Below are 21,705 nucleotides of genomic sequence, written 5' to 3' on the forward strand. Positions count from 1 at the left end.
GACGGGTACGGGCCGACGGAGACCACGACGTTCGCCACGCATCATCGGGTGCCGCGCCCCTTTGGCGGGGGCGTGACGGTGCCGATCGGCCGGCCGATGGCCAACACGCGTGTGTATGTGCTGGATGCGTGGCTGCGGCCGGTGGCGCCGCAGGTGACGGGTGAGTTGTATATCGCGGGGTCGGGTCTGGCGCGCGGTTATCTGCACCGGCCCGGCATGACCGCGGAGCGGTTCGTGGCGGACCCGTTTGCTCCCGTGCCGGGTGCTCGCATGTACCGCACGGGTGACCTGGTGCGGGCGAATGCCGAGGGTGATCTGGAGTACGTGGGGCGTGTGGACCAGCAGGTGAAGGTCCGGGGTTTCCGGATCGAGCCGGGGGAGATCGAGCATGTTCTGACCGAGCACCCGGCGATCGGCCAGGCCGCCGTGGTCGCCCACCACGACCGGCCCGGCAGCACCCGTCTGATCGCCTACATCGTCCCCGACTCCGGCGGACCGACGGTGGACGAGGAGGAACGGGACCAGATCGGCGAGTGGCGAGACCTCTACGACTCGCTCTACGCGGCGCCCGACTCCACGCTCGGCGATGACTTCTCCGGCTGGAACAGCAGCTACGACGGCGAGCCGATCCCGCTGCCCGAGATGCGGGAGTGGCGTACGGCCACGCTCGAACGGATCAGGGCGCTCCAGCCCGGCCGCGTGCTGGAGATCGGTGTCGGCACCGGCCTGCTGCTGTCCGGACTGGCGCCCGAGTGCGAGGAGTACTGGGGCACCGACTTCTCCCAGGTCGTCGTGGACGAGCTGCGGCGTCGGGTCGACGCCGACCCCGAACTGGCCCCGCGGGTCAGGCTCCGCGTACAGGCCGCCCACGAGCACGGCGAGCTACCGGAAGGCCACTTCGACACGATCGTGCTCAACTCGGTCGCGCAGTACTTCCCGAACGCCGGCTACCTGACACAGGTCGTCGAACAGGCCTTCCGCCTGCTCGCACCCGGTGGCGCCCTGTTCCTGGGCGACCTGCGCAACCCGCGGCTGCTGCGGACCTTCGCCTCGGGCGTGCAGACGGCACGTGCCGAGGACCCGGACGACACGGCCGCGATCCGCCGCGCCGTGGAGCAGAGCCTGGTCCTGGAGAAGGAACTCCTCGTCGACCCCGAGTACTTCACCGCCCTCGCCCACCACGTCCCCGACCTGGCGGGCACCGACGTCCAGCTCAAACGCGGCACCGCCCACAACGAACTCACCCGCTACCGCTACGACGCCACCCTCTACAAGACCGGCATCACCACCCACCCCCTCGACGACGCCCCCACCCGGCCCTGGACCCGTGACCCGGGTGCCCTCGCCGATCACCTGGGCAGCGCCCGGCCCGACCGGCTCCGCGTCACCGGGGTACCCCACGCGCGCATCGCGGCCGACCTCGCCGCACAGCGCGCGTCCGAGTCCGGGACGGCGGCGGACGTCCGGCACACGGCCGGCGCCGACCCGGAGGACCTGCACCGCCTGGGCGAGAAGTACGGCTACTGGACGGCGGTCAGCTGGAACGGGCACGACCCGGCCGCCCTCGACCTCACCTACGTCAAGCGCGAACTGCTCGGCGAGGGCGTCCCCGTCGGAACCTACGCCTCCACGGGCGCGGCCGGTCCGGGCACGCCGCTCTCCTCCTGGACCACCAGTCCGGCCACCGGCCGCAGCACCGGCGCCCTGCTCATGACCGTGCGCGAGCACCTGCGCCGCCGGCTGCCCGAGTACATGCGCCCCGCCGCCGTCGTCCCGCTCGACCGGCTGCCGCTCACCTCCAACGGCAAGCTCGACCGGGCCGCGCTGCCGGCGCTCGAACCGGAGCGCGCCGACATCGGGCGGGCGCCGGCCACCCCGCAGGAGCAGGTGGTGTGCGAGCTGTTCGCGGAGGTCCTCGGCCGGCCGGTGGTCGGTGTGAGCGAGGACTTCTTCGACCTGGGCGGGCACTCGCTGCTGGCCACCCGGCTGATGGCCCGGCTGCGCGCCGCCTTCGGCGTCGAGCTGGGCGTGCGGAGCCTCTTCGAAGCGCCGACACCGGCGGGCATCGCGGCCCGGCTCGACGTCGACGACGCGGACGGCTCGTACGAGGTGATGCTGCCGCTGCGCACCGCGGGCAGCCGGCCGCCGCTGTTCTGCGTCCACCCGGGCGGCGGCATCAGCTGGTCGTACAGCGCGCTCATCAAGCACCTGGGACCGGAGTACCCGCTGTACGGCATCCAGGCGCGCAGTCTGGCCCGGCCCGAACCCCGGCCCGCCAGCATCGAGGAGATGGCGGTGGACTACGCCGACCAGATCCAGCGGGTGCAGCCCCACGGGCCGTACCACCTGGCCGGCTGGTCCTTCGGCGGGCTGTGCGCGCACGCGCTGGCGGCGGAGTTCCAGCGGCGCGGCGAACCGGTGGCGCTGGTCGCGGTGCTCGACGTGATCCCCGACTGGCAGGGCCTCACCCACGCCGACGTGCCCGCCCCGGACGACCGGGTGATGCTCCTGTTCCACGTGGGCCTCGTCGACGACGGCAGCCACCACGACGACGAGGGGATGACCTTCGCCAAGGCGCGGGAGATCCTGCGCCGCCAGGGCAGTGTGCTGGCCAACCTGGAAGAGGACCGGCTCACGACCATCACCGAGATCTCGGCGAACAACACCCACCTGACCGTCGACTACCGGCCCGGCCCCATCGACGGAGACCTGCTGCTGTTCGCCTGCTCGGAGGAGCAGGACCCGCCGGTGACCGCAGAGGCCTGGCGGCCGTACGTGCGCGGCTCCGTCGAGGCCCACACGGTGCCCGGCGACCACGGGTCGATGCTGACCCGCCCGGACACGCTGGCCGAGATCGGCCGCGTCCTCTCGGCCAAGCTCCATGAGCTCACCGGCGACGAGTGACCTTCGCGGGCCGCCTACCAGGAGCCCGCCCTCCGCTGTCCGCGAGGACCGACACCCGAGGACTGACACTGATGCTGACCGACGTACTCCCCGTCGAGGTGGCCAAGGCCCTGGCCGCCGTGGACGAATGGCTGAGCGAGTACATCCGCCGGCCGCACGCCGAACTCGGACGCACCGGCCCGGTGTGCCCGTTCGTCGAACCCGCCCAGCGCGCCGACGCCCTGGAGATCCGCGTCCGACTGGTCGGCCCCACCCCGAGCCAGACCCTGATCGACGAGATCGTCCGCTGCGGCCTCGACGAGTTCAGCGAGGTCGACTGGAAGTCCGGCAACCCGAACCTGCGCTCGCTGCTGCTCGTCCTGCCGGACCTGCCGGCCGAGCACCTGCACCTGCTGGACGCGGCGCACACCGCACTGAAACCGGAGAGCGTGCGGCGGGGGCTGATGATCGCCCAGTTCCACGAGAAGTGCGAGGAGAAGGCCGCGCGCAACCCGGTGTTCGAGGTGAGCCACGCACCGGTGCCGATGATGGCGGTGCGGTCGATGGCCATCCACGACGTGCTGTTCCTCGCCGACCGGCGGGAGTGGTTCGAGGAGTACGCGAGCCGTTTCGGAGCCCGCTACCGCAGCGGGTCGCACGGCATCGACCCGGTGCTGACCGAGGTGTACGAGCGGGCCCGCGCCGCCCACGCCCCGGGGAGCTGAGCGCATGCGCGACGCACCGCCCGCCGGAGCCGCCGTGTACCGGGGCATGGACCGGGCCACGCTGGACCGGCAGTACTCGCCGAGTTCCCGCGTGGCAAGCCTGGACGCATACCTGCGCGAATACCGGCGGCTGAGCGAGGCCGCCCGCCGGACCCACCCGGTGCGGACCGCCCTCGCCTACGGCCCGCACCCGGCGGAGAGACTCGACTACTTCCCCGGGCCCGCGGCCGGCCGGGCGCCCCTGCTGGTGTTCGTGCACGGCGGGAACTGGCAGGCACTCGGCCGCGCCGAATCGGCCTTCCCGGTACCGCCGTTGCTGGCAGCCGGCGCTGCCGTCGCGGTGATCGGGTACGGGCTGGCGCCGGACACCGGCCCGGACGCCATGGCCGGCATGGTCCGCCGGGCCGTGGACTGGCTGCTGCGGCACGCGGACGGGCTCGGCTTCGCCCCGGACCGCCTCCACCTGTGCGGCACCTCGGCCGGTGCGCACCTGGCCGCCATGGCCCTGCTGCCCGATCCGTCGGCCGGCCCCGACGTCTCCGGCCGCATCGCCGGGGCGGTGCTCCTCAGCGGCATGTACGACTTGGAGCCGGTCCGCCTCTCCTACGTCAACGACGCGCTGCGGCTGGACGAGACCGCAGCGCGCCGGAACAGCCCGATCCTCCGGCTGCCGGCCCGGCTGCCCGCGGCGGTGATCGCCCGCGGCGGCAACGAGACCGAGGAGTACGTCCGCCAGCACGACCGGATGGTGACGGCGCTGCGCCCCCGGGCAGCCGTGACGGAGATCGTCGCCGATCGGCGCGACCACTTCGACCTCCCCTACGACCTGGGCGTGCCCGGCACCGGGCTGGGCGACGCGGTCCTCGCGCAGATGGGACTGGAAGGAACGACGGCATGACCACCGAACAGACCACCCGAGGCCCCGCGTGCCCGCTGTCCGCCGCCACCCCGTCGGACACCACCCCGTACGCCCACTACGCGCGCATGGACGAGCTGCTGGCGTTGCAGCATCCACTCAGCTCGGCCCGTACCGAGCCGGGCTTCATCATCATGAGCCAGGTCAAGGAGCTGCTGTTCAAGCTGCTCCACACCGAATTCACCGCGGCACGCGACCAGTTGGCGCACGACCTGCTCGACGACGCGCTGTGGACGCTGCGCCGCGCCGCGCGGGTGCAGCAGGTGCTGCTGGTCTCGTGGGAGACGTTCTCCGTGCTGTCCCCCGTGGAGTTCGCCGAGTTCCGGGACGTCCTGGGGTCGGCCTCCGGCTTCCAGTCGGCCGGCTACCGGCGCCTGGAGTTCCTGCTCGGCAACAAGAACGCCGCGATGGCCGCGCCGCACCGGAACACGGCGGGGCACGACGCGGTGGTCGGCCAGCTGCACGAGCCGAGCCTGTACGACGCCGCGCTCGCGCTCCTGACCCGCCGCGGCCTGCTCGCGCCGGACGACTCGGCGCACCGGGACGTCACCCGGCCCTACCGCGCCGGTGCGGAGGTCGAGGAGGCCTGGCGGTCGGTCTACCGGGACCCCGGCCGCCATCGCGACCTGCATCTGCTCGCCGAGGCGCTGACGGACACCGCCGACCACTTCGCGCGCTGGCGCTACACCCATCTGGTCACCGTGCAGCGGATGCTGGGCGACAAGCCCGGAACCGGTGGCACGGAGGGCGTGGCCTGGCTCGCCCGGATCAGTGAGCACCGCTTCTTCCCGGAACTGTGGTCGGTGCGCTCCACGCTCTGACCGGACGCCCGCGGCCTCCCCGCGGGCGGCGGACCCGCGGACACGGACGACACGAGACAGAAGGAGGGCCGATGGTGAGCGCGACCCCGCGCAGGGTGGCCGAGGAACTGGACGAGACCGATCCGCTCGCCGCGTTCCGCGAGCGCTTCGTCATCGCCGACCCCGAGCTGATCTACCTGGACGGCAACTCGCTGGGCCCGCTGCCCGCGGCCACGCCGCAGGTGCTGCGGGAGGTGGTGGAGGAGGGCTGGGGCGGGGGACTGGTGCGGTCGTGGCAGGGCTGGATCGACTGGGGCGCGCGGCTCGGGGACCGCCTCGCCGAGCACGTGCTCGGCGCCGGACCCGGCGAGGTGGTGATCTCCGACTCCACGTCGGTCAACCTCTACAAGCTGGCCGCCGCCGCACTGGACGCGGCACCGGGGCGCGGCACCGTCCTGATGGACGCCGAGGACTTCCCCACCAACCGGTACATCGTCCAGGGCCTGGCCGAGCAGCGCGGGCTGCGGCTGGTGCGGCTGCCGTCCGACCTCGACGGCGGCCTCGAACCCGACACGCTGCGCTCGGAACTGAACGGTGACGTCGCGCTGGTGGTGCTGTCCCTGGTGTCCTACCGGAGCGGGGCGCTGCTGGACATGGCACGGGTGAACGACCTGGCCCACGCGGTCGGCGCGCGGGTGGTGTGGGACCTGTCGCACGCTGCCGGAGCCGTCCCCGTCGACCTCGCCGGCACCGGTGCGGAACTCGCCGTCGGCTGCACCTACAAGTACCTGAACGGCGGGCCGGGTTCACCCGCCTTCCTCTACGTGCGGCGCGACCTGCAGTCCCGGCTGCGGCAGCCGGTGTGGGGCTGGTACGGGCAGCGCGGGCAGTTCGAGATGGGGCCCGACTACGACCCGGTGCCCGGCATCGAGCGGTTCCTGGTGAGCACCCCGCCGCTGGTGTCGCTGGCGGCGATCGATCCCGCCCTCGCCGTGGTCGAGGAGGCCGGCCTGGCACGGATCCGGGACAAGGGACTGCGGCTGGGCCGGCTGGCCGACGAACTGGCGGACGCCTGGCTGACTCCGCTGGGCTTCCGTCCCGCCTCGCCCCGTCCGCCGCGGCGGCGCGGCTCCCACCTGTCCCTGTACCACCCCGACGCCTGGCGGATCTGCCAGGCGCTGGCCGCGGACGCGAAGGTCGTCTGCGACTACCGGGTCCCGGACCGGCTGCGTATCGGTCTGTCCCCACTGGTCACCCGGTTCACCGACGTCTGGGACGCGCTGGCCCGGATCCGCGACGTCGTGGCCGAGGGCGGCCACACCTCCCGGCCCGCCGGCCTAGCCCGGGTGACCTGACCTCCCCCCCCGCACCGCACATCACCCTCTCCACCTCAGTCGATTCGGAGTGCCCATGGCTCACGCATCCCCGCTCACCACCGACGGTCTGGTACAGATCCTGTTCGGCTCCTCCGCCTTCCAGATGCTCCGCGCGGGCAGCGACCTGGGCCTGTTCACCCTCCTGAGCCGGCGGCCGGGCCTGACCGGGCCGGAGATCGGCCGCGAACTCGGCCTGGAGGAGCGCCCGGTGCAGATCCTCCTGCTCGGCACCACCGCCCTCGGCCTGACCGTGCGCCGGGACGACGGCTACGAGAACGCCGACGTGCTGAACGTCTTCTTCGCGGAGGGCACCTGGGAGATCATCGAGGATCTCGTCGAGTACGAGGAGCGGATCGTCCGGCCCGCCGAGGTGGACTTCATCGCGTCCCTGCGCGAGAACACCAACGTCGGCCTGCGGCGGATCAAGGGCACGGGGGAGGACCTCTACCACCGGCTGTCCGCGGACCCCGGCCTTGAGCAGCTGTTCTACCGCTGCATGCGGTCCTGGTCCCGGCTGTCCAACCCCGTGCTGGTCGAGAAGGCCGACCTCACCGGGGTGCGGCGGGTGCTCGACGTGGGCGGCGGCGACGGCGTCAACGCCATCGCCCTCGCGCGGGCCAACCCCGGTGTGGAGTTCACCGTCCTGGACCTCCCCGGCACGGTGGAGATCGCCCGCGAGAAGATCGCCGAGCACGGCCTGTCCGACCGGATCTCCGTGCGAGCCGCGGACATCTTCGCCGACACCTACCCCACGGGCCACGACTGCGTGCTCTTCGCCAACCAGCTCGTGATCTGGTCGCCGCCGGAGAACATACGGCTGCTGCGCAAGGCACACGCGGCGCTGCCGGACGGCGGGCGCGTGCTGGTGTTCAACGCCATGTCCGACGACAGCGGGGACGGCCCGCTGTACGCGGCCCTGGACAACGTGTACTTCGCGACACTCCCGGCCGCCGCCAGCACGATCCACCGGTGGGGCCAGTACGAGGAGTGGTTCGCCGCGGCCGGGTTCGTGAAGCCCGAGCGGCTGCCCGGCGGCCAGTGGACGCCGCACGGTGTGATCAGCGCGGTCAAGTGAGGCCCCGGCGAGCGGCCGGCCCTCGTGCCCGCCGGCCGCGCCCACGGTGCGGGCGGCAGCACTGAGGGCTCCACGGTCCGCACCGTGGAGCCCTCAGCCCTGGGGGGTGGCAGTCGTGCCGTCAGTCGGTCGTGGACGTCAGGGACCGAGCTCGTGCGCGGTGGCGCGGTCCAGCGTGAGCAGGACCCACTCCTCGAAGTCCCGGTCTCCTCTCGACGCGGCCTCCCGCCAGCGCTGGACACGGTCACCAGGGGCGCTGATCCGGAGCTGGCTGGCCCGTGCGGGCACGGCGGGCCGGTCTCCTCTGCGGCTCTCCCGCAGCCGCAGTCGGAGCTGGTTCCGCGACCAGCTGTGCTGCTCCGCACGGTCGAGCCAGGTGTCGGCCTCCGCCGGCGGCAGCGAGGCGACCTCGGCATGGTGGCCGAAGCTCAGCGTCTCGCGCCGCCGCCAGAGCTCGAAGTGGCGTGCGACCCACGCGTAGTTGCGCAGCGTCTGGTAGTCGAGTCCCGCGGCCTGCACTCCGGTCTGGTAGCGGTCCGCGTAGCGGTCCTGGCCGTAGACGAGCCAGTCGCCCAGGCACCAGGCGGAGGAGTCGGCGATCTGGAAGATGTGCTGGCCGGCCTTCTCCCAGCGGTCGTACGTGAGGCTGGACGGTATCTTGAGGCCGACCCGGGTGGTGAAAATTCGTTCCTGCTCGCCCGGCCTGCGCGGGCGGGCCGCCTCGGCCGCTCTGCGGCCGAATGGTAATTGACGGTCACTCCGGTCGTACTTGGCGATGTGCTGCACCGGCTTTCTCCTGAAATCGGGGCGTGATGCATCTCGCACCATTCGTCGAGCCCTCGGCCATCAAGGGCGCAAGCTGAAAAAACGGTAGTCACCGTTCGAGATACCGTCAATGAACATTTCCGGCCGGAGGTGGCCGATTGGGAGGCAATCGGGTTCGATGCCGATCGCTTCGGGAGCATGGTGCATGCCTGATCGTGCAGGCCCGCCCGGACCGCACGGACCGCTCAGGGGGTGCCGGCCGAGGCGTGGAGCGTGCCGTCGGAATCCGTCCGCACGGCCGCCTCGACGCCGTCCAGGATCAGGTCGAGACCCACCCGGAACGCCTCCCTTCCCTCCTGCTCCATGTGTGACGCGGCGCCACCCGCCTCCGCCTCGGTCATGGCCGCGAGACTCGCGGTCGACTCCAGGGCCGCCAGGGCGGGGAACCGTTCGGCGAAGTCCGGCGCGAACTCCGTCATCAGCGCGGACCGCTGCGCCCACCACTCCTCGTCGGGCACGCCGGTCTCCGGCGCCGCCTGCCGGTGTTCCGTCGCGACCAGGGCCATACCCCTCACGAACTGGAACAACGCGGCGATGACCCGCCTGAGGTGCAGGGGCTCCAGGCCGACTCCGCCCAGGATCCGCACCACCGTCTCCAGTCGCGCGTACTCGTTCGGCCCGAGGACGGGACGGGCCTGCGAGACCTGCAGCACCCAGGGGTGGCGCAGATAGAACGCCCAGGCGTCGTCTGCCCAGGCGGTGATCGCCGGGCGCCATCCCGCACTCGTGTCGTACTCAGTGGGCAGCTCGGCCAGCACCCGGTCGTGCATGAGGTCGACCAGTTCGCTCTTGCTCGGCACGTACGTGTAGAGGGCCATGGCGGTCCGCCCCAGACGGGTCCCCACCGCCCGCATGGACAGGGCCGCCATTCCCTGTTCGTCCGCCACCGCGACACCCGTGGCGATAATCATGTCCACGTCGAGTCTGGGTTTCGGGCCGGGTTTGGACGCGGGTCCCTCCGATTCGGCCGATCGCCAGAGCAGGGACATGGACCGGCGGGCATCACCCTGTCCGGCGAAAACAACCACCTTGCGACTCCTTCCTGCGTAAAGTAACCTCACCGACGCATCTCTTTACGCTGTAAGGATACCAGCCGGGTGGATGCCCGCCCCGGTATGCCCGCATGTTCGCGGAAGGTTTTCGATGGCAGAGCCCCCCGTCTCGTCCGTCCAGGTCACCGACATCACGCGCACCACGTCGCCGATGGCCCGCATGGCGTTCGAGGCCGACCGTCCCGACGAACTCGCCGGTCCGACCCCAAGTCGGCCGCTCCCGCTACGTCTTCCCCGCCCCGCCAGGGTGCGCCCCGCCCTGCCGGAGCGTAGGACGGCGCGACGGGCCGGTGCCGGGACGATCCGGCCATTCCGGAGGGCGAGCGGCCCCGGACGCGCGGCCTCACCCTCCGCCGATCACCAGGCGGCGGCCGATGGCCGGTCGTGACGAGCCGCACGGCGCGGCCGCCATCCCGGCCGGGCGCCGCGAGCCGGGCGGACGACCGCCGGGACGAGAGGAGCAACTGATGATCACCGTACGAGGACTCGCCCGCCGCTTCACCGTGCGCGGCCAGAGTGTCGAAGCGGTCAAGGGCATCGACTTCGACGTCGCGCCCGGCGAGGTGGTCGGGTTCCTCGGCCCCAACGGAGCGGGCAAGACCACGACCTTACGGATGCTCACGACCCTGCTGCGCCCCACCGGCGGAACCGGGACCGTGGCCGGCTGCGACCTGCTGACGGACCCCCAGGGCGTCCGGCGCAGGATCGGCTGCGTCCACCAGGGCGGCGCCACCTGGCCCGAGTCCAGGGTCGGCGAGGAGATCGAACTCCAGGCCCGGCTCTACGGCCTGTCCCGCACCGAGGCCCGACGGCGCGGAGCCCTCCTCGCCGAGCGGCTCGACCTCGCGGGCCTGGACCAGCGCCCCGTCAAGACGCTCTCCGGGGGGCAGCGCCGCCGGCTCGACATCGCTCTCGGGCTGGTCCACGAACCCACGCTCGTCTTCCTCGACGAGCCCACCACCGGCCTCGATCCGCAGAGCCGCGCCAACCTGTGGGACCACGTCCGCCGGCTGCGCTCCGAGCAGGGCACGACCGTCTTCCTCACCACGCACTACCTCGACGAGGCGGACGCGCTGTGCGACCGGATCCTCGTCACCGACCACGGCGCGATCGTCGCCGAGGGCACCCCCGACGCACTCAAGGCCGGGGTGGCCGGCGACGCGATCACCATCGAGGTGGCCGACCAGGTGACGGAGGCCGCCGGCATCGCCGGGCGGCTGACCGGCGCCACCGAGGTGAGCGTCGACGGCGACACCGTGCGCTTCCGGGTGCCCCGCGGCGACGCGGCCCTGCCGGAACTGCTGCGCACCCTCGACGGACGGGGGATCACCATGGCCTCGGTCAAGGTCAACCGCCCCACCCTCGACGACGTGTTCCTCAGCCTGACCGGACGCTCCCTGCGCGACGGCGACCCCGCGCCCGAGGCCAGGGAGGCCGCCCATGCTGCGTGACACCCAGCTGATCTTCGTGCGGGACATGAAGCTCGCGCTGCGCAGCCCGACCTGGCTGCTCATCGGGATCATGCAGCCGCTCCTGTACCTGTTCCTCTTCGGACCCCTCATGGTGTCCGTGGTCGACCACACCCCCGGATTCCCGCCCGGTGGCGCCTGGGAGGTCCTCACCCCGGCCCTCATCGTCCAGACGGCACTGTTCAGCGGCTCCTTCGCCGGGGTGGGACTGCTCACCGAGTACCGGGTCGGCGTCGTCGACCGCTTCCGCGGCACACCCGCGAGCAGGGCCGCGCTGCTGTTCGGCAAGGTCCTGGCCCAGGCGGTGCAGGCCACCGCCCAGTCCGTGCTGATCGTGCTGGTGACGCTGCTCGTCTTCGACCTCGACGCCTCACCGGGCGGGCTGCTGCTCAGCCTGGCCATCGCCGCGGTCCTGGCCATCACGCTGTCCTCGGGCTCGTATGCGCTGGCGATGGTCCTCAAGAGCGAGGCCGCGTTCCCCGCGCTGATGAACGCCGTGCTCCTGCCGCTCCTGCTGCTGTCCGGGGTGCTGCTGCCGGTCTCCGAGCAACTGGCGCCCGGCTGGCTGTACAACCTGGCCCGGATCAATCCCCTGACCCACGTGGTCGACGCCGAACGCGCCGCGTTCCGGGGGGACATGAGTGCCACGGCGCTGCTGACCGGCTCCCTGGTGCTGCTGGTCATGGCCGTCCTCGCCCTGATGTGGGGCACGCGGACCTTCCGCAAGGAGAACGCCTGACGGCGCACCGCCCGCAGGCCCACCCGAGACCGGGCTCCCCCTTACCTCCCCCGGAGGGGGAGCCCACCCGCACGAGCAAGGAGCACACGTGAGGTCCGACGCCATCGAGGTGACCGGTGCCAGGGAGAACAACCTCAAGAACGTCTCGCTCAAGATCCCGAGGCAGCGGCTGACCGTCTTCACCGGCGTCTCCGGCTCGGGCAAGTCGTCCCTGGTGTTCGACACCCTCGCGGCCGAGGCCCAGCGGCAGCTCAACGAGACCTTCAGCGCCTTCGTCCGGACCTTCCTGCCCGGCCACGGGCGGCCGGACGTGGACGCCGTCGAGAACCTCTCGGCGGCCGTCGTCATCGACCAGAAACGCCTGGGCGGCAACCCCCGCTCCACCGTCGGTACGGTCACCGACGTCAACCCCCTGCTGCGGCTCCTCTTCTCCCGGGCCGGCGAACCCGCGGGCCTGCCGGCGAGCGCGTTCTCCTTCAACGACCCCCAGGGCATGTGCCCCGCCTGCGAGGGCCTCGGCACGACCGTCCGCCTCGATCTCGACGCGTTCCTCGACCGCACCAGGTCCCTCAACCAGGGCGCGCTGCTGCACCCGGACTTCTCCACCGACAGCTGGTACTGGCTCAGCTACGTGGAGTCCGGCCTGTTCGACAACGACAAGCCGCTGGGCGACTTCTCCGAACGGGACTGGCGACTGCTGCTGCACGGCGAACTGCCGGACAGGATCCGCCTCCTCTGGCAGGGCAACACGCTCAACGTCCGCTACGAGGGCCTCGTCGACAAGTTCACCAGGCTCTACGTCAAGAAGGAGGACATGTCCGAGCGGGGCCGCCGGGTGTTCCAGCGGTTCGCCCGCACCGCCCCCTGCCCCGACTGCGACCGCACCCGCCTCGCGCCCGCCGCGCTGGCCACCCGGATCGGCGGCCACCACATCGCGGACCTCACCGCGTTGGAGGTCCGGCACCTCGCACAGCTCCTGGCGGAGCTGGACCTGCCGCGGGTGAAGCCGGTCCTGGACGACCTGACCACGCGGCTGCGGCACCTGGTCGACATCGGCCTCGGCTACCTGAGCCTGGACCGGGAGACCCGCACGCTCTCGGGCGGCGAGTCCCAGCGGATCAAGATGGTCCGCCACCTGTCCAGCAACCTCACCGAGATGCTGTACGTGTTCGACGAGCCGAGCGTCGGCCTGCACCCCCGCGACGTGCACCGGCTCAAGGAACTCCTCGTCGCCCTGCGGGACAAGGGCAACACGGTGCTCGTGGTCGAGCACGACCCCGACGTCATGGCCATCGCGGACCACGTGGTCGACATGGGCCCGAAGGCCGGGACGCTCGGCGGCGAAGTGGTCTTCGAGGGCAGCTTCGACGCACTCACCCGTGCCGACACCCTCACCGGGCGCCTCCTCCGGCACCGCCTGCCGCTCAAGACCGGACCCCGCCGCGCCACCGGGACGTTCGCCGTGACCGACGCGACGAGCCACAACCTCCAGAACGTGACGGTCGCCTTCCCGGCCGGCGTCCTGACGGTCGTCACCGGTGTGGCCGGCTCGGGCAAGAGCACCCTGGTCAACGACGAGTTCCTCGGCCGGTACCCCGACGCGATCGTCATCGACCAGTCGGCGGTCACCACCGGCCGACGCTCCACCATCGCCACCTACACCGGCCTGATGGACCCGATCCGCAAACTGTTCGCCGGCGCCGCCAAGGTCAGCGCCTCCCTGTTCAGCGCCAACTCCAAGGGCGCGTGCCCCAACTGCCAGGGGCTCGGCGTCCTCTACACCGACCTCGCGTTCATGGACACGCTGAAGTCGGTGTGCGAGGTCTGCCGGGGCCGCCGCTTCTCCGCGGACGTCCTCGGCCACCGCCTGCGGGGCAGCTCCATCAGCGACGTCCTGGAGATGACGACGGCCGAGGCGGCGGACTTCTTCACGGAGCCCAGGCTCCGCCCCGTCCTGCACGCCCTGAACGAGGTCGGCCTGGACTACCTCCGCCTCGGGCAGCCGCTCAGCACCCTCTCCGGCGGCGAGTGCCAGCGCCTCAAGCTCGCGGCCGACCTGCACCGCGTCGGAAGCGTCTACGTCATGGACGAACCCACCACGGGTCTGCACATGTCCGATGTCCACCGCCTCCTCGGCATCGTCGAGCGCCTCGTCGACCAGGGCAACACCGTCATCGTCATCGAGCACAACCTCGACGTCGTCAGGAGCGCCGACTGGATCATCGATCTCGGTCCCGAAGGGGGCAGCGGCGGCGGACGGATCCTGTTCGAAGGAAGCCCGGCCGATCTTCTGAAGACCACCGACTCCCACACCGCGGCGCACCTTCGCCGGGACCTCGCGCACCCGGCCCGCGTCTGACCCCGGGGACCGGCCCGACCGATGAGTTTCCGGCCCCGTCGCGGTCAGGGTCGTCGGACGCCCGGGCAGACCGGCGCGTCCGTACCGAAGGAGAGTCATGGCCAAGCTCATCTACTCGATGCTCACCTCGCTGGACGGCTACGCCGAGGCGGCCGAGGGCGGCCTCGGCACCGGGGCCGAGGACCCGCAGGTGCACACCTTCATCAACGACCTCTTCCGCCCCGTCGGCACCTATCTCTACGGACGGCGGATGTACGAGACGATGGTCTACTGGGAGACCGCGCACACCGAGCCCGCCCAGCCGCCGCACATCCTCCAGTACGCCCGCGACTGGCAGGCCGCGGAGAAGGTCGTGTACTCCACGACGCTCCAGTCGGTGTCCAGCGCGAAGACCAGGATCGAGCGGACCTTCGACCCGGAGGCGGTCCGCAGGCTGAAGGCCGAGTCCGCCGCCGACCTCACCGTCGACGGCCCGAACCTCGCGGCCCAGGCGATCGCGGCCGGCCTGGTGGACGAGTACCACCTGTTCATCACCACCAGCGTGGTCGGCGGCGGGAAGCGGTTCTTCCCCGACGGTGTGCGCCTCGACCTCGACCTGGTCGAGCAGCGGGCCTTCGACAGCGGACTGATCCACGCCCACTACCGGACCCGCTGACCCCTGCGCCGACACCGACGACCCCGGCCGCGCCGCCGTGGCTCCGTGCGGCGGTGGGCGGCCAGGGCTTCGGGCGCGATGCTCTTGGGGCGGCGTCTCCGCCGCGCCGATCAGGCGGTGCCCAGGACCGCCCGGATCGTCTTGCCGGCCGCGGTGGTGTGCACCGACACCTCGCGGCTCAGAAGCTGGACCAGCGGCCAGCCGAACCCGCCCGGAGCGACGGACCCGCCGCGCGGGTCGGTGTGCGGGACGACGGTCGACGCGTCGCTCACGCTGATGGTGATCGAGTCCTCGGCGAGCCGGGCCTCGAAGGCGGTGAGGCCGCCGCCGTGCCGTTTGGCGTTGGTGACCAGCTCGGTGACCACCAGCAGGATGTCGTCGGTGGCCCTGGGGGACGGGACGGGAGTCCGCGTCTGCAGCAGTCCCCGCACGCGGTCGCGGGCGGTGGCGGCGTTGACCGGCGGTTCCAAGCGGTCCGCCTCCGTCTCTGCAGTCGTCACGTGCCTCCTTCACCCCCTTCGTCCGCTCCGCTCACCCCGCGCCTGCCCGACCCTTCGCGGCGTATCCCGCTCACCGCCGCCCGGCCTCGTCGTGGCGGGCTCTGACGAGGGCCACCGCGGCCGGGACGTCGGAGGTGAGGTCGAAGGCGCCGGTGACGTCGGTGAGGGCGAGAAGCCGCTGCACGACCGGCGGGACCTGGGCGAGCACGAGGGGAACACCGGCCCGCTCGTGCTCGGCCTTGGCGGCGAGCAGCGTGTGGAGGAAGGAGGAATCGGCGAAGGTCACCTTGGCCACGTCCAGGACGGTCCCCCGGGGGCCGCCGCCCGCCCGGGGGACCAGGCCTTCGGCCAGGCTCTCGTCGCCGTCCGGGTCGAACTCCCCGACGGCCTGCACGATGCGCACCTCGTCGACCGTGGTCACGGTCACCTCAGCTTCGACTCCCATGGCAGGATTCTTGCAGGTCGCCGACTCGTTCGGGGAGTCCGGGGCGGGGTACGCGGTGAGGGTCGGGGGCAAGCTTGCATGTGTGCCCTCGTTGAGGGATTGTTGTCAGTTGGCAATTGTCCCCTACCTGATCCGGAACGAGGTGAGGGCCCGACGAAAGGGTCCTTCATTCATGACTACTTCCCCCGACGGCTCCCGCACCAGCGTGGTGAGCGTGACCTCGGCCCCCTGTCCGGTGGTGGTCGTCGATCAGGGCGGTCATGTAGTGGAACTCAACGAGGCCGCCGCGGGGCTCCTGCCGGAGGCCCGGGTCGCCGAGACCCTGACGTCGCCCGCCTGGCTCGCCGACGCGCACCGCACGGCCGGCGAGACACGAGCCGACGGTGAGGTGGGGGAGGGATTCTTCTCCGCGCGCCCCTCGGTGCTCCCCGGCGGAGACACGGCGTGGTGGCTGGTCGAGGAGACCGCCCACCGCTCGGCGGTGCAGGAACTGGAACTGGAGCGCGAGCGGACGCGGTTCCTCGCCGAGGCCTCCAGCGCCTTACTGGCCTCGCTGAACCTGTCCCGGTGCATGGAGGTCACCGCCCGCCTGGCCGCCGGCCGGCTCGCCGACGCCGCCGTGGTCATCGCGCCGACCGGGGCCAAGCGGCCTCCGATGGTCGTCTGCGACCCTCAGGGCACTCTCCAGCACAGCACCGTTCCCGTCGGCGCCGTGCCCACCGTCCCGGGGCTCGCGGAGGCGCTGCAGGGCTTCCCGCCGGTGCCCTCGCGCTGGATAGAACCCGCCTCCGCGCCCGACTGGCTGGTCCCCGAGGGGTTCGGCGAGGTCGGTTCGCTGGCGATCACCCCGCTGCCCGGCCACGGCGTGCCGGCCGGCGCCCTCGTGCTGCTGCGCCGGGCGCCGCGCACCGCCTTCACCGAATCGGAGGAGGCGTTCTCCGGCCTGTTCGCCGCCCGCGCCGGTGCGGCGATGTCCGCCGCGCGCCTGTACGCCGAGCAGAACACGATCACCGAGACGCTCATGCGCGACCTCCTGCCGCCCGCCCTGCGGCAGGTGCAGGGCGTGGAGTTCGCCGGCGGCTACCGGCCCAGTGTCGACACCGACCGGATCGGCGGCGACTTCTACGACGTCCACCCGCCCGGTGAGGAATGCGCCGATTCCCTCGCCGTCCTCGGCGACGTGTGCGGCAAGGGTCTGGAGGCGGCGGTCCTCACGGGCAAGATCCGCAACACGCTCCAGGCACTCCTGCCCATGGGCGACGACCACGCCAGGATGCTGCGGCTGCTGAACAACTCCCTGCTCAACAGCCGGCACACCCGCTTCGTGACCATGGTCATGGCGTCCGTCCGCCGCGAGGACCGCGACGTCCTGCTGCGGCTGACCGCCGCCGGTCACCCGGCCCCGCTGATCGTGCGCGGCGACGGCGGCGTCGAGGCCGCCGACACCGGCGGCTCCCTGATCGGCGTCCTGCCCCGGATCACCTCCCGCACCGCCGACATAAGGCTCGCGCCGGGGGAGACCTGCCTGCTCTACACCGACGGGGTCACCGAGGCGAAGGGCGGGCCGCTCGGCGACGCCATATTCGGTGAGCAGCGCCTGCGGCGCGTCCTGGGCGAGTGCGCCGGCATGCCGGCCGAAGCCGTCGTCGAGCGGATCCAGATGCTGGTCGCCGAGTGGGTCGGCGACGGGCGCCACGACGACATCGCCGTCCTCGCCATCACCGCTCCCAAGGGCGCGCATCTGAGCGCCGTGGACGGCACGACCGCCGGCAGGTACACCGCGTGACGGCCACCCCGGCCCCCGAACGCGACGGCGAGCCCGCCCGCCACCGCGTAGGGGCCCGCCTCGTGTCGTCCACGGCTGACGAGCGCGCTTCCGACTGGGCGGACAAGCTCTGGAGCGCCGTCCGGGCGGCGGACGAGTACTGGGCGCAGGACGTGGTCACGGGCGCCCTGGACGCCGGTCTGCCCCCGGAGACGGTCCTGCTGGAGGTCATCGGCGCCGCCCAGCACCGGGTCGGCGTCGAGTGGGCCGCCAACCGGATGACCGTCGCCGAGGAACACGCCGCCACCGCCATCAACGACCGCGTCATCGGCGCACTGCCCGTCCGCCGCCCCGACACCGTCCTCGGGAAGGTCACGGTCGCCTGCGTGGACAAGGAGTGGCACGCGCTGCCCGCCCGGCTGCTGGCGGAGACCCTGCGCCTGCGCGGGTGGCAGGTCGGCTACCTCGGCGCGCAGGTGCCCACCGCCCACCTGATCAGCCACGTCCACCGGACCGGGGCGGACGCGGTGTGCCTGTCCGCCGCGCTGTCCACCCGGCTGCCCGCGGCCCACGCCGCGATCACCGCGGTGCAGGCCGTCGGGGTGCCGGTGATGGTCGGCGGCCTCGGCTTCGCCGCCGACGGCCGCTACGCGTCGCTGCTGGGGGCGGACGCCTGGGCGCCCGAGGCCCGCGCGGCCGCCGACCGGCTCGCCGCCGGGCCGCTGCCCGCTCCGCGCCCGCCGCACCAGGCGACCGACGACCTGCCGCACCTGGCCGACCAGGAGTACACGATGGTCGGCCGGACCGCCCGCAGCCTCGTGCGGGAGACGTTCCAGCGACTGGAGCAGCGGTTCCCCGCCATGGCCGGCTACGACGACGCCCAGCGCGAACGCACCGCCGAGGACATCGCCCACATCGTCGACTTCCTGGCCGCCGCCCTCTACGTCGACGACTGCGACCTCTTCGCCGGATTCCTCTCCTGGACCGGGGAGATCCTCGCCGCCCGCGGTGTGCCGGCCCTCTCCCTGCTGCCGGCCCTGGACCTCCTGGAGGAACAGCTGCGGGACTTCCCGCGCACCCGCCGCACCCTCGACGCCGGGCGCGCCGCGCTCGGCCCCGCCCCTGACCCCGAGACGCTGGAATGACATCGTGACCGCCTATCCCGACGCCCCCCTCGTCGTGGTCCAGCCCGACCCCCGCCCGCACGTCGTGTCCCTCGCCCTGCGGGGCGACCTCGACTACGACACCGGGGACGGGATCCTCGACGCCGTGCGCCGCGCGCTGAGCGAGCGGGGGGACGCCCGGGCCCTGCTACTGGACTGCCGGGGGCTGGAGGACATCGACTCCACGGGCCTGTCCGTCCTGCTGCAGGTCCACCGCCTGGCCGCGCGCAGGGAGATCGGGTTCCGGCTGGAGAACACCGGGCCCGCGCTGGAACGGCTGCTCACCGTCACCGGCACCCTGGAGCACCTGACGTCCCCCGCACCGGCCCTGCCGTCGGCGGAGACGGCGCAGACCGCCTCGGAGTCACCCGGCTCGGGCGCCTGACCGCGGCGGACCCACCCCTCCGGCGTGCGGCCGGTGCGTCAGTCCCGCCCGTACCAGTCGAGGCAGACGACCAGCGCGTCGTCGTCCAGCGGCGTGCTGCCCCGGTACGTCGCCAGCTCGCGCAGCACGGCCCCGGGGACCTGCTGCGGCGGCAGCAGCCGGGCGGCGGTCAGCGAGCGGGCCAGCGCCCGTTCCCCGTACTTCTCCGCCTCCGGGGAGACCGATTCGTAGACCCCGTCGCTCCCGATCAGCAGGCGGTCGCCGGGCAGCACCCGGAAGTGCTCGGAGGTGTACGTGGTGTCCTCGAACATCCCGAGGGGCAACTGCTCCTCCAGGGGCAGGGCGTCGACCTCCCCCTCCCGCATCCGCCACATGCGCGGCGAACCGGCGTCCACGGCCTCGACGTCCCCCGTCGCCAGATCGAAGCGGAGCAGTACGACGGAGACGTACGCGGCACCGCGGTACTGCGCGTACACCGCCTGGTCGGCGAGGGCCGCCTGGTCGGCCAGGCCCAGTCCGGCGCGCCGGGCGTTGCGCATGGCGTTGACGGCGAGGTTGGTGAGCAGGGCGGCCTCGATGCCCGCGCCCATGCCGTTGGTGACGGTCAGCGTCAGGTGGTCGGCGGACGCGGACCAGTCGAAGTTGTCCCCGAAGATCGCGTAGGCGGGCTCCAGGTGGCCGCCGAGGGAGAACTCGGGGCGCGTGCAGGCCCGTCCGGGCAGCAACTGCCACTGCATCTCGGCCGCGAGGGTCAGGCGCGCGGCGCGCCGGGCGAGGACGTACAGGTCCGTGTCGCGCTCGGCGACGAGGATCTCGTGGCCGAGGACGTCGCACAGGTGCTGCATCTCCGGGATCAGCGCGTCCGCGTGGCGGTCCTCCGGCAAGGTCACGGACAGGACGCCCAGCCGGTCGCCGCGGATCGTGACGGGGAGGTGGACGGTGACCGCGTGTCCGTCGGGGTCGTCGACGACGAAGGGCTCCTGTGACCCGAACGCCCGGCCCTGCGGGCTGTCGTGGATCAGGACCGGCTCGGTGGTGAACGGCACCGTCTCGACCGCCTGGAGCGAGCGCATGCCGTAGTCGGCCATGCGCAGCTCGACGCGGGAGGCGCCGTACTGCTCCATGAGCGCCACGGTCACGACGTCGAGGAGTGCGTTCGGAGTGGCCGCTCGCAGCGCGCGCTCCACCGAGGTGAGTCTGTCCACGTGTCTTCGCTTCCCGTGCGTACCGCTTCCGGCGGGTCTGTCATATTTTACCGACGTGTCGGCCCTCGGTGGCCGGCCGTCCGGGGCGGCCCTCACAGGAAGCGGCGGATGGGCTGGACGGCCGCCTCGCGCGCCCGCTGGAGCACGGACCGCCGCTTCCAGGCGCGCTTGCGGATGGGCTCGGCGGCCTTCTTGTCGGCCTCGAAGTGCTCGTCCAGGGTCGCGGTGAAACCGGCGTCCAGGACGGCCAGCATGACCTCTTCGTCGTGGTCGAGGGAGCGCCGGTTGAAGTTCGTCGAACCCACCAGGGCCGCGGTGCGGTCCACGGTGATGACCTTGGCGTGCATCATCGTCGGCTGGTACTCGTAGATCTTCACCCCGCAGGCGAGCAGGTCCTCGTAGTAGTGCTGACCCGCGAGCTGGCAGACCCGCTTGTCGGTGTGCGGTCCGGGCAGCATGATCTCCACCTCCACCCCGCGCCGTGCGGCGGCGCACAGGAGTTCGATGAAGTAGGCGTCCGGCGAGAAGTAGGCGGTGGTCAGCCGGAAGCGCTCCTCGGCGGACTCGATCATGACCCGGATCAGGGTCTGCATGTCCTGCCAGCCGAAGCTGGCCGAGCCGCGCACCACCTGCACCACCGCGTCGCCGTGGGGGCTGTGCTCGGCGAAGCGGTCGCGGTCGTCGAAGAGCTCCTCGTGGCACTCGGCCCAGTTCTGGGCGAAGGCCGCCGCGATGCCGTCCACGGCCGGGCCGCGCAGCTGGACGTGGGTGTCCCGCCACTCGCCCGGGTTGCGGGCGTCGCCGCACCACTCCTCGGCGATGCCCACGCCGCCGGTGAACGCCACCTGCTCGTCGACGACCAGGACCTTGCGGTGGCAGCGGTGGTTCTGCTTGAGCGGCGACAGGTGCGCGGGCTTGCGGAACCAGGCGACCTGGACGCCGACCCGGTCCATCTCGGCGAGCAGGTCGCTGTCGATGAGACGGCTGCCGAAGCCGTCCAGCAGCAGCCGCACGCGGACGCCGGCCCGGGCGCGCTCCGCCAGGGCGTGCGCGAACTCGCGGGCGATGTCGCCTTTCCAGTAGACGAACGTCATCATGTCCACGGTGTGCTCGGCCGAGCGGATGGCGTCGAGCATCGCCGGGAAGATCTCGTCCCCGTTGCGGAGGGGGAGCAGGGCGTTGCCCTCGGTGGCCGCGATGCCGATCAGGCGCTCCAGGCGGCGCCGTATGCGCTGTGCTCGTTCTTCCGTCCGCGTCCCGTCGTCCCCCGATTCGGGGGTGGCCGACGAAACCTCCTGGATACTGCTCATTCCTGTTCCTTCCGAAGCGCGCAAGGGGAAGCGACAGTTCCCGGTGAACCCGCCCCTG

At 72.2% G+C, this 21,705-nt stretch carries 19 protein-coding genes; 13 read left to right on the forward strand and 6 right to left on the reverse strand.

Annotated elements, in window-relative coordinates; translation table 11 throughout:
- The 6 genes from IE108_RS30415 to acmL form a co-directional block, all read left to right on the forward strand.
- Positions 1-2,904, forward strand: a 2,904-nt coding sequence (locus tag IE108_RS30415; protein ID WP_189397798.1) for a thioesterase domain-containing protein, incomplete at its 5' end; no start/stop codon positions are given.
- Between the two features lie 71 nt (positions 2,905-2,975).
- On the forward strand, positions 2,976-3,608 hold the full coding sequence (locus IE108_RS30420; RefSeq protein WP_064726363.1) for a DUF6875 domain-containing protein: 633 nt from the start codon (positions 2,976-2,978) through the stop codon (positions 3,606-3,608).
- Positions 3,609-3,612: 4 nt separating this feature from the next.
- Positions 3,613-4,506: an alpha/beta hydrolase gene (locus IE108_RS30425; RefSeq protein ID WP_064726362.1), complete on the forward strand. Its 894-nt coding sequence runs from the start codon at positions 3,613-3,615 to the stop codon at positions 4,504-4,506.
- A complete protein-coding gene (locus tag IE108_RS30430) occupies positions 4,503-5,345 on the forward strand; it encodes a tryptophan 2,3-dioxygenase (RefSeq protein WP_079163406.1) in 843 nt (280 codons plus the stop codon). The genes IE108_RS30425 and IE108_RS30430 overlap by 4 nt, the downstream gene beginning before the upstream one ends.
- 71 nt (positions 5,346-5,416) lie before the next feature.
- On the forward strand, positions 5,417-6,679 hold the full coding sequence (locus IE108_RS30435) for a kynureninase (RefSeq protein WP_064726361.1): 1,263 nt from the start codon (positions 5,417-5,419) through the stop codon (positions 6,677-6,679).
- 55 nt (positions 6,680-6,734) lie between these two features.
- The gene (gene acmL, locus IE108_RS30440) at positions 6,735-7,775 is read left to right on the forward strand and encodes a 3-hydroxy-D-kynurenine methyltransferase AcmL (RefSeq protein ID WP_064726360.1); all 1,041 of its coding nucleotides are present in this window, start codon (positions 6,735-6,737) and stop codon (positions 7,773-7,775) included.
- 138 nt (positions 7,776-7,913) lie between these two features.
- Here the strand turns inward: acmL and IE108_RS30445 are convergent, their stop codons facing one another.
- Positions 7,914-8,561, reverse strand: coding sequence for an LmbU family transcriptional regulator (locus IE108_RS30445; protein WP_269465970.1), 648 nt, complete (start codon positions 8,559-8,561; stop codon positions 7,914-7,916).
- A gap of 224 nt (positions 8,562-8,785) precedes the next feature.
- A complete protein-coding gene (locus tag IE108_RS30450; RefSeq protein ID WP_064726359.1) occupies positions 8,786-9,628 on the reverse strand; it encodes a TetR/AcrR family transcriptional regulator in 843 nt (280 codons plus the stop codon).
- A 491-nt stretch (positions 9,629-10,119) separates the two neighbouring features.
- On the opposite strand from IE108_RS30450, the gene IE108_RS30455 reads away from it, so the two are divergent.
- From IE108_RS30455 to IE108_RS30470, 4 genes are all read left to right on the forward strand, one after another.
- Positions 10,120-11,103 carry an ATP-binding cassette domain-containing protein gene (locus IE108_RS30455; RefSeq protein ID WP_064726358.1) on the forward strand — a complete coding sequence of 328 codons (984 nt, stop codon included), beginning with the start codon at positions 10,120-10,122 and terminating at the stop codon, positions 11,101-11,103.
- A complete protein-coding gene (locus IE108_RS30460; RefSeq protein WP_064726357.1) occupies positions 11,093-11,860 on the forward strand; it encodes an ABC transporter permease in 768 nt (255 codons plus the stop codon). The genes IE108_RS30455 and IE108_RS30460 overlap by 11 nt, the downstream gene beginning before the upstream one ends.
- Positions 11,861-11,948: 88 nt before the next feature.
- A complete protein-coding gene (locus IE108_RS30465) occupies positions 11,949-14,219 on the forward strand; it encodes an excinuclease ABC subunit UvrA (protein ID WP_064726356.1) in 2,271 nt (756 codons plus the stop codon).
- 97 nt (positions 14,220-14,316) lie between these two features.
- Positions 14,317-14,874 carry a dihydrofolate reductase family protein gene (locus tag IE108_RS30470; RefSeq protein ID WP_064726355.1) on the forward strand — a complete coding sequence of 186 codons (558 nt, stop codon included), beginning with the start codon at positions 14,317-14,319 and terminating at the stop codon, positions 14,872-14,874.
- A gap of 110 nt (positions 14,875-14,984) precedes the next feature.
- Here the strand turns inward: IE108_RS30470 and IE108_RS30475 are convergent, their stop codons facing one another.
- Both IE108_RS30475 and IE108_RS30480 read right to left on the reverse strand, forming a co-directional pair.
- Positions 14,985-15,374 (reverse strand): ATP-binding protein, encoded by a 390-nt coding sequence (locus IE108_RS30475; RefSeq protein ID WP_064726354.1) that lies wholly within the window; start codon positions 15,372-15,374, stop codon positions 14,985-14,987.
- A gap of 70 nt (positions 15,375-15,444) precedes the next feature.
- Entirely contained in the window at positions 15,445-15,819 is a 375-nt protein-coding gene (locus IE108_RS30480; RefSeq protein ID WP_064726353.1) for an STAS domain-containing protein, read from the reverse strand.
- Between the two features lie 172 nt (positions 15,820-15,991).
- On the opposite strand from IE108_RS30480, the gene IE108_RS30485 reads away from it, so the two are divergent.
- The 3 genes from IE108_RS30485 to IE108_RS30495 are packed head-to-tail and all read left to right on the forward strand — an operon-like array spanning position 15,992 to position 19,132.
- Positions 15,992-17,605 (forward strand): PP2C family protein-serine/threonine phosphatase, encoded by a 1,614-nt coding sequence (locus IE108_RS30485; protein WP_079163405.1) that lies wholly within the window; start codon positions 15,992-15,994, stop codon positions 17,603-17,605.
- A complete protein-coding gene (locus tag IE108_RS30490; RefSeq protein WP_189397800.1) occupies positions 17,602-18,729 on the forward strand; it encodes a cobalamin B12-binding domain-containing protein in 1,128 nt (375 codons plus the stop codon). Before IE108_RS30485 ends, IE108_RS30490 begins: the two co-directional genes overlap by 4 nt.
- A gap of 4 nt (positions 18,730-18,733) precedes the next feature.
- The gene (locus IE108_RS30495) at positions 18,734-19,132 is read left to right on the forward strand and encodes an STAS domain-containing protein (protein WP_189397801.1); all 399 of its coding nucleotides are present in this window, start codon (positions 18,734-18,736) and stop codon (positions 19,130-19,132) included.
- 38 nt (positions 19,133-19,170) lie between these two features.
- On the opposite strand, the gene IE108_RS30500 is transcribed toward IE108_RS30495, so the two are convergent.
- Positions 19,171-20,337, reverse strand: coding sequence for a PP2C family protein-serine/threonine phosphatase (locus IE108_RS30500; RefSeq protein WP_064726352.1), 1,167 nt, complete (start codon positions 20,335-20,337; stop codon positions 19,171-19,173).
- A 92-nt stretch (positions 20,338-20,429) separates the two neighbouring features.
- Positions 20,430-21,647 carry a phospholipase D-like domain-containing protein gene (locus IE108_RS30505; protein ID WP_064726351.1) on the reverse strand — a complete coding sequence of 406 codons (1,218 nt, stop codon included), beginning with the start codon at positions 21,645-21,647 and terminating at the stop codon, positions 20,430-20,432.
- Positions 21,648-21,705 lie beyond the last annotated feature (58 nt).

The organism is Streptomyces parvulus, from assembly GCF_014648855.1.
Lineage (GTDB): Bacteria > Actinomycetota > Actinomycetes > Streptomycetales > Streptomycetaceae > Streptomyces > Streptomyces parvulus.